Annotated in this window: 1 protein-coding gene; it reads left to right on the top strand. The window is 74.6% G+C overall.

From position 1 onward, the window contains the following. A partial coding sequence (locus VF746_22215) for an amino acid adenylation domain-containing protein (protein HEX8695143.1) occupies positions 1 to 9290 on the top strand: 9290 nt, incomplete at both ends.

The raw sequence follows: 9290 nt of genomic DNA on the forward strand, positions 1-9290 counted from the left end.
GAGCGGCGCGCCCCTGCCGGCCGCCCGCGTCCCCGCCGCGCCCGCCCCCGAGGCGGACGCGCCGGCCGCGCACGGCCCGCATCGCCCCGTGCGGCAGACCATGAACCAGCACGGCGGGTTCACGGAGCGGCAGGCGCGGCACTTCCAGTCCCTGGTGCGCAGCTACACGGCGCGCACCCGCCGCTCCAAGGAGTACGCGGCCCGCAGCCGCCCCGTGCTCTCCGACAACCGGGCCTCGCTCAACTTCCGGCTGGCCACCAAGGAACTGATGTACCCCATCGTGGGCGACCGCTCGCAGGGGTCGCGGATGTGGGACATCGACGGCAACGAGTACATCGACTTCACCATCGGCTTCGGCGTCCACTTCTTCGGGCACCGGCCGCCGTTCGTCGTCCAGGCGGTGGAGGCGCAGCTGGCCCGCGGCTACCACACGGGCCCGCAGTCGGACCTGGCGGGGCCCGTGGCCGCCCTGTTCAGCGAGCTCACGGGGATGGAACGCGCCACGTTCTGCAACACCGGCTCCGAGGCGGTGATGACGGCGCTGCGCATCGCGCGGACGGTGACGGGGCGCGACACGATCGTCCTGTTCGAGGGCTCGTACCACGGCTGCTTCGACGGGATCATGGCCCGCAGGGGCACCAGGACCGCCGGGGCCGCCTCGCGCCCCGCCTCTCCCGGGACGCCGCAGGGGATGGTGGACGACGTGGTGGTGCTGCCCTACGGCGCGCCGGACGCCCTGGAGTGGATTCGCGCGCACGCGGGCGAGCTGGCCGCCGTGCTGGTGGAGCCCGTGCGCACGGCGGACCCCGAGTTCCAACCCCGCGAGTTCCTGCGCGAGGTGCGCGAGATCACGGCGGCCGCCGGCACCGTGCTCATCTTCGACGAGATGATCACGGGGCTGCGCCTGCAGCTGCGCGGCGCGCAGGGGTGGCTGGGCGTGGAGGCCGACCTGGCCACCTACGGCAAGGTGATCGGCGGCGGCTTCCCCCTCGGCGTCGTGGCCGGCAAGGCGTACCTGATGGACACCATCGACGGCGGGCAGTGGAGCTTCGGCGACGACAGCTACCCGGCGGCGGACCAGACCTTCTTCGCCGGCACCTTCTGCAAGCACCCGGTGACGATGGCGGCGGCGCACGCCGTCCTGCTGCACCTGCGCGAGCGCGGGCAGGCGCTGTACGACGAGCTGCACGCCCGGGCCAGTCGCCTGGTGGCGGGGCTGCGGGCCGTGCTCGCGGAGGAGGGGGTGCCCCTGCGCATCATGCACTCCGCCTCGTTCTTCCGCTTCGTGCCGAACCGGGAGGAACAGTACCTGGACCTCCTGTTCTACCACATGCTGGAGCGGGGGATCTACGTGTGGGAGGGGCGCGCCTGCTTCGTTTGCACCGCCCACACGGACGAGGACTGCGACCGCATGGTGCAGGCGCTGCGCGAGAGCATCGCGGCCCTGCGCGAGGGCGGGTTCCTCCCGGAGAAGCCCGGCGGCGGCGGCGCGTCCGCCCCGGCGAAGGAGACGGCGGGGGCCGTCGCGGAGGCGGGGACGGCGCCCGCCGCCGGCGCGCCCGCGCTGAAGGTGTTCGCCGCGCCGGACGCCCCGGCCGGCGTGCGCAGCCATCCCCTGACGGCGCCCCAGCGGGCCGTGTGGGCGCACGCGCAGTTCGGCGACGACGCGTCGCGGGCGTACAACCAGGAGTTCGTCGTGGGCGTCCGCGGCCACCTGGACCCGGAGGCCCTGCGCGCCGCGCTCGGCGACCTGGTGGCGCACCACGAGGGGCTGCGCGCCGTCTTCGATCCCGCGGGGGACCGGCTGCACGTGCTTCCCGCCCTGCGCGGCCCCGTCCCCCTGTACCTGAACGACGCCGCCATCGACGCGGACCCCGGGGTGGAGGGGGTGGCGCGGCTGCTGCGCGAGGCGGCCCACGGCGTGTTCGACCTGGCGGAGGGGCCCCTGTTCCGCGTGCACCTGCATGCCCGCGGCCCGGACCGGCAGGTGCTGCAGTTCATCGTCCATCACATCGCCGCGGACGGGCAGGCCATCGACCTGCTGAAGCGCGACCTGGACATCGCCTACCGCGCCCGCGCCCAGGGGCGCGCGCCGCGGCTGCCGGAGGCCATGCAGCTGGGCGAGTACGCCACCCTCGTGGCGGAGCACACCACGGGGGCGGCGGGGGCGGAGGCGGAGTGGCTGGGCCGGTTCAGCGGCATGCGCCGGCTGGTGCTGCCCACGGACCGCCCCCGGCCCACGGTCCCCACGCACCGTGCCCACACGGCCCGCTTCCGGCTGGAGGCGCCCCTGGCCAACGCCCTGCGCGAGCGCAGCCGCGAGCTGGGAGTCACCCTTTTCACCAGCCTGCTCACGGGCGTGCTGGCCGCCATGCACCGCATTGCCGGGCAGGACGACCTGGTGATCGGCATCTCCTCCGCCGGCCGTCCCCTGGCGGGGATGGAGTCGGTGGTGGCGCACTGCGTGGACGCGCTCCCCATCCGCAGCCGCCTGGACGGCCCGCGGCGGATGGCGGAGTTCCTGAAGGAGGTGCGCGGCTGGCTGCTGGACGCGTTCGAGGACGAGTTCTTCTCCTACGCCCGCCTGTACGAAAAGCTGGAGGTCCGCAAGGGTCCCGGGCAGCCGCCCCTGATCTCCGTCATCTTCAACCTGGAGCCGGGCGCGGGAAGCAGTCCCGCGGCGGGCGGACCCCCGCCGCGCTTCGCCGGGCTGGAGATGGAGGGGGCCGGCGCGCCCGCCGCGTTCACCAAGCTGGACATCGAGATCGACACGGTGGACACGGGCGAGGAGATCGACTTCCACTGCCTGTACAGCACCGACCTCTTCGAGCACGAGAGCGTCCTGCGGATGCTGGGCAACGTGGCCCGCATGCTGGAGGCGATCGCGTCCGGCGGCGAGCCGCTGCTGGCGGAGGTGCCCCTGCTGGGCGACGATGCCGCCGCTGCGATCGCCGACGTTGCTTCGGTCGGGGCGGAGGGCGGGTGCGTGCACGAGCTGTTCGCCGCGCAGGCCGCGCGGACGCCGGACGCGGAGGCGCTGCGCTTCGAGGGACGGGCGATGACGTACCGCGCCCTGGACGAGGCCGCCAACCAGATCGCGCACCACCTCCTCGACCGAGGCGTGGGCCCGGAGACGCGCGTGGGCGTGCTGGCGGACCGGCGGCCGGAGACGGTCGCGGCCATCCTGGGAGTGCTCAAGGCGGGCGGCGCGTACGTGCCGCTGGATCCGGCCTATCCAGTGGATCGGCTGCACCACATGCTGGAGGACGCCGGCGCGCGGACGGTCATCGCTCCGGGGGAGATGCCGGAGTTCGCCGCGGGGCTCGTCCCCGACCTGCTGGACCTGCGCGCGGAGGGCGCCGCCATCGCCGCGCGGCCGGCCACGGCGCCCGGGGTGGCGGTCGACGCGGACGGGCTGGCGTACGTCATCTACACCTCCGGCTCCACGGGCAGGCCGAAGGGGGTGATGGTCCCGCACCGCGGCATCCCCAACCTGGCGCGGGCGCAAATCGCCGGGTTCGGCATCCAGACGGGGAGCCGGGTGCTGGCCTTCGCCTCGTTCTCGTTCGACGCGGCCGTCTCGGAGCTGTTCACGGCGCTGCTGGCGGGGGCCACGCTGGTCCTGGCCACCCGCGACGGGCTGCTCCCCGGCCCCGGGCTGCTGGCCACCCTGCGCAACGAGCGCATCTCCGTCGTCACCCTGCCGCCCACCGCCCTGGCCGCGCTGGAGCCGGACGGGCTGCCGGAGCTGCGCACGGTGGTGAGCGCGGGCGAGGCCGTGAGCGCCGACGTCGTGGCGCGGTGGAGCGCGGGACGGACGTTCATCAACGCGTACGGCCCCACCGAGGCGACCGTCTGCGCCACCATGGCCGTCTGCCGGGCGGACGGGCGCACGCCATCCATCGGCACGGCGCTGGAGAACGTGCGCATCCACGTGCTGGACGAGGCCGCCGCGGCCGCGTTCGGCGGGGAGCCGGGCGAGCTGTTCGTGGGCGGCCCCGGCGTGGCCCGCGGCTACCTCCACCGCCCGGGGCAGACCGCGGAGCGGTTCGTCCCCGACCCGTTCGGCGAGGACGGCGGGCGCCTGTACCGCACCGGCGACCTGGCGCGGTGGCGCGACGACGGGAGCCTGGAGTTCCTGGGCCGCGCCGACGAGCAGGTGAAGCTCCGCGGCTACCGGATCGAGCCCGGCGAGGTGGAGGCCGTCCTGCGGCGCCACGCCGGGGTCGCCGGGTGCGCGGTGGTGATGCGCGAGGACGTCCCCGGCGACCGCCGCCTGGTGGCCTACGTGGTCCCGGCGTCCGACGAGGGGGTGGGGCTGTGGCCCTCCATCGGCGAGCACTTCGTCTACGACGAGCTGATCTACCACGGCCTCTCGGGCGACACCGTGCGCAACGAGCGCTACCTGCGGGCGCTGCGGCGGCACGCGCGGGGAAAGGTGGTGCTGGACGTGGGCACCGGGGCCGACGCCATCCTGGCGCGGCTGGCGGTGGAGGCGGGCGCGCGGCACGTCTACGCGGTGGAGCTGCTGGAGCGCTCGTACGAGGCGGCCCGCCGGCGCGTCCGCGAGCTGGGGCTGGAAGACCGCATCACCGTCGTCCACGGCGACGCGCGGAGCGTGGAGCTTCCCGAGTCCGCCGACGTGTGCGTCTCCGAGATCGTGGAGGCGATCGCCGGCGGCGAGGGCGCGGCCGTGGTGCTCAACGAGGCGCGGCGGCTCCTGGCCCCCGGCGCGGTGATGATCCCCCGCCGCGCCAGCACCCGGGTGGCGGCGGTCACCCTCCCCGACGAGATCTACCGCGAGCCCGGCTTCTCGCGCCTGGCCGCCGACTACGCGCGGCGGATCTTCGACGAGGCCGGGCACCCGTTCGCCCTGCGGCTCTGCATCCGGGGCTTCCCCGCCGAAAACCTCCTCTCCACCGCCGCGACCTGCGAGGACCTCGACTTCGGGGCCGGGCCGGTGGAGCCCGAGCAGCTCCACGCCGTGGAGCTGGCGGTCGAGCGGGACGGGCGGCTGGACGGGCTCCTCCTCTGGCTGCGGATGGAGCTGGACGAGGGCGAGGAGCTCGACATCCTGCGCGACCGGACCGACTGGCTCCCCGCCTACTTCCCCCTCTTCGACCCGGGAGTCGGGGTCCGCGCGGGCGACCGGATCCGCCTGGAGTTCCGCGCGGCGCTCCCCGACCGGGGGGTGGCGCCCGACTACGGCGTCCGCGGGGCGCTGGTGCGTGGAGGCGGCGGCGGGGAGGAGGTGCCGTTCGAGTTCACGTCCTTCCACCACGCGGGCGACATCGGCGGCCACCCGTTCTACCGGCGGCTCTTCGCCGGCGGCGAGGTGCGGGTCCGCGAGGACGCGGGGGGCGCGCTCCCCGCGGCGCTGCGCGAGCACGCCGGCGGGCGCCTCCCCGAGTACATGGTCCCCAGCGCCTTCGTGGTGCTCGACGCGCTCCCGCTGACTCCCAACGGAAAGCTCGACCGCAACGCCCTCCCCGCGCCCGCGTACCAGGGGGCCGAGGAGCGGTACGTGGCGCCGCGCAGCCGCGTGGAGGAGCTGCTGGCCCGGATCTGGGCCGAGGTGCTCTGGCTGGAGCGCGTGGGGGTCGACGACGACTTCTTCGAGCTGGGCGGCGACAGCATCCTCTGCATCCAGGTGGTCTCGACGGCGCGGCGCGAAGGGGTGGAGATCACCCCGCCGCAGATCTTCGAGTATCCCACCATCGCCGAGCTGGCCCTGGTCGTGGGATCGTCGGAGGAGGACCGGTCGGCGGAGGACGCGCCGCGGGTTGAGGGCGCCGTCCCCCTGACGCCCATCCAGCGGTGGTTCCTGGAGCAGGGCCAGCCGGCGCCGGCCCACTACAACCAGTCCGTGCTGCTGGAGGTGGCCCCGTCCGTGGGCGACGCGGCGCTGGAGGCGGCCCTCGCGGCCGTGCTGGAGCACCACGACGCCCTGCGGCTGCGCTTCCGGCGGGTGGACTCCGGGTGGGAGCAGTGGCACGCGAACGCGGCGGGGATCACCCTGGAGCGGGTGTACCTCTCCGGCCTTCCCGCCGCGGAGCAGGACCGCCTGCAGGCCGAGGCGGCGGACGCGCGGCAGGCCTCCCTGGAGCTGGAGCGCGGCCCCCTGGGGCGCGCGGTGCTCTTCGAGCGCGGCCAGGGGCGCCGGCAGCTGCTGCTGATCGTCCACCACCTGGCGGTGGACACCGTCTCCTGGAGCATCCTGCGCGACGACCTGGAGCGCGCCGTCGCCCAGGCCGAGGCGGGGCGCCCCGTCGAGCTGGGCGCCCGCACCACCCCCTTCCGCGACTGGGCCCGCGCCCTGGAGGCGTACGCGTCCAGTGACGCGCTCCGGGCCGAGGTGCCGCACTGGCTGGCGCAGGGCGCGGAGGGCGTGGCGCCCCTGCCGGTCGACGGCGAGGGGCAGGCGACGGTCGCGGGGTCTCGCACGGTGGCCGTGCAGCTGGACGCGGAAGAAACGCGCGCCCTGCTGCAGGACGTCCCCGCGGCGTACCGCACGCAGATCAACGACGTGCTGCTGTGCGCGCTCGCCGAATCCGTGAGCGGATGGGCCGGGGGCACGCGCATCCGCCTGTCGCTGGAAGGGCACGGGCGGGAAGGGGAGATCGTCCCCGGCGTGGACCTGACGCGCACGGTGGGCTGGTTCACCACCAGCTACCCCGTCGTGCTGGACCTGGCGGGCGCGGCCGGCCCCGCCGACCGCCTCAAGCGGGTCAAGGAGCAGCTGCGCGCCGTGCCCCGGCGCGGCATCGGCTACGGCGTGCTGCGCTACCTGGGCGGCGGCGAGGCGCGCGCGGCGCTCCAGGCTCAGCCGGAGCCGGAGATCTCGTTCAACTACCTGGGCCAGTCGTCCGCGGGCGGCACCGCGCAGGCGTCGCCGCTGCGGACCGCGGCAGGCCCGCGCGGGCAGGAGTGGGCCGGCACGACGGCCCTGCACACCCTGCTGGCCGTGAACGGCGGCGTGTTCGACGGGGTGCTGCGGCTCTGGTGGACGTACACGGAGGGCACCCACCGCCGCGAGACGGTGGAGGCGCTGGCCGCGTCGTACATCAAGGCCCTGCGCGGGCTCATCGCCCACTGTGCCGAGGAGGGCGCGGGCGGATACACGCCGTCGGACTTCCCCCTGGCGGGGCTCACGCAGGCGGAGCTGGACGCGGCCGTGGATGGGCGCACGGACGTGGAGGACCTGTATCCCCTCTCGCCCATGCAGCAGGGGATGCTCTTTCACGGCCTGTACGGCGACGACACGCAGGAGTACCAGACGCAGGAGGCGCAAAAGCTGGAGGGCGCCCTGGACCTGGACCTGTTTCGCCGCGCCTGGGGCGAGGTGGTGAACCGCCACCCGGCCCTTCGCAGCTCGTTCGTGTGGGACGGCGTGCCGCGCCCCCTGCAGCGGGTGCACCGCTCCGCGGAGCTGCCGTGGACGGTGGAGGACTGGCGCCACCTCTCCGCGGAGGAGCAGGACGAGGCCCTGCGCCGCTACGGGCTGGAGGACCGCGCCCGCGGCTTTGACCTGGGCGCGGCGCCGCTGCTGCGCTTTGCCCTGTTCCGGGTGTCGGACACGGCCACCTGGTTCGTGTGGAGCCAGCACCACCTGATCACGGACGGCTGGTCGTGCGTGCGCATCGCGGACGAGGCCTTTCGTCTCTATCACGCGTGGCGCACGGGGACGGCCGTGCAGCTGCGCCGCTCGCGGCCCTACCGCGACTACATCGCCTGGCTGGAGCGGCAGGACATGGGCGCCGCGGAGCGCTACTGGCGGGGCGCCCTGGCGGGCTTCACGGCGCCGACCCCGCTCCCCGTGGACCGGCCCGGCAGCGGCTCGGGCATCCGCCACGCGCGCAAGTTCGCCACCATCCCGGCTCCGCTCTCGCGCGGCATCGAGGAGGCGGCGCGGGTCAAGGGGGTGACGCTCAACACCGTCCTGCAGGGCGTGTGGGGGCTGCTGCTGGCGCGCTACAGCGGCGAGGACGACGTGGTGTTCGGCACCACGGTGTCGGGGCGCCAAGGGCCGCTGGAGGGGGTGGAGGAGATGATTGGCATGTTCATCAACACCCTTCCCGTGCGGATGCGCGTCCCCGCCGGCGCGCGGCTGGGCGCTTGGCTGGGCGAGGTGCAGCGCGCGGCGGGCGAGGCGCGCGGCTACGAGTACTCGCCGCTCATGCAGGTGCAGGGATGGAGCGAGGTTCCGCGCGGCACGCCGCTGTTCGAGAGCCACTTCATCATGGAGAACTACCCGGTGGAGGCCACGGCCGTCCCCGCCGCGGCCGCCCTCGCCGCGCAGGCGTCGGACGCCGCCGTGGCCAAGAGCACCGCGGCCGTGCCGCTGCGGGTCACGGGGCGGCAGGGCGTGGAGTGGAACACCTTTCCGCTCTCCCTCCTCGCGGCGCCCGGACCGGAGCTGGTCTTCGTCCTGAGCTACGACGAGAACCGCTTCGACGCCCGGACCATCGAGCGCATCCTGTCGCACCTGCGCCGGGTGCTGGAGCAGGTCGCGTCCGGCCGCGACCCGCGCCTCTCCGAGCTGGTGCTGATCGGCGACGACGAACGGCGGCAGGTGCTGGAGGAGTGGAACCAGACGGCGGCCGCGTACCCGGCGGACCGCTGCATCCACGAGCTGTTCGAGGCGCAGGCGGCGCGGACCCCCGGCGCCCCGGCCGTCACCTTCGGCGGGGACGCGCTGACGTACCGGGAGCTGGACGAGCGGGCGAACCGGCTCGCGCGCCACCTCGCCGGCCTCGGCGTGGGGCCGGAGGCGCGGGTGGGGCTCTGCCTGGAGCGCGGGCTGGAGGTGATGGTCGCCATCCTCGGGGTGATGAAGGCCGGCGGCGCGTACGTGCCCGTCGATCCTTCGCATCCCGCGGAGCGCATCGGCTACGTGATGGAGGATTCGGACGTTGGCATCCTCATCACGCAGGACCGGCTGCGCGAGCGGCTTCCGGCATCCTCCGGCGTCCGTGTCATCGCCATCGACGTGGAGTGGGACGTGATCGGGGCGGAGAGTGCGGACGCGGTCGAGAGCGGCGTGACGAGCGAGAACCTGGCGTACGTCATCTACACCTCGGGATCGACCGGCCGGCCCAAGGGCGTGGCCATGCACCACCGCGGGGTGAGCAACTACATCCACTGGGGCGTCCGCCACTACGGGGCGGACGCGGGGAGCGGCGCGCCCGTCTTCTCGTCCATGGCGGTGGACCTCACCATCACCAACCTGCTGCCGCTGTTCTGCGGCCACCCGGTGCACTTCCTCCCCGAGGAGAACGCCGTCGAGGCGC

The sequence above is a fragment of the Longimicrobium sp. genome (assembly GCA_036389795.1).
Classification (GTDB): Bacteria; Gemmatimonadota; Gemmatimonadetes; order Longimicrobiales; family Longimicrobiaceae; genus Longimicrobium.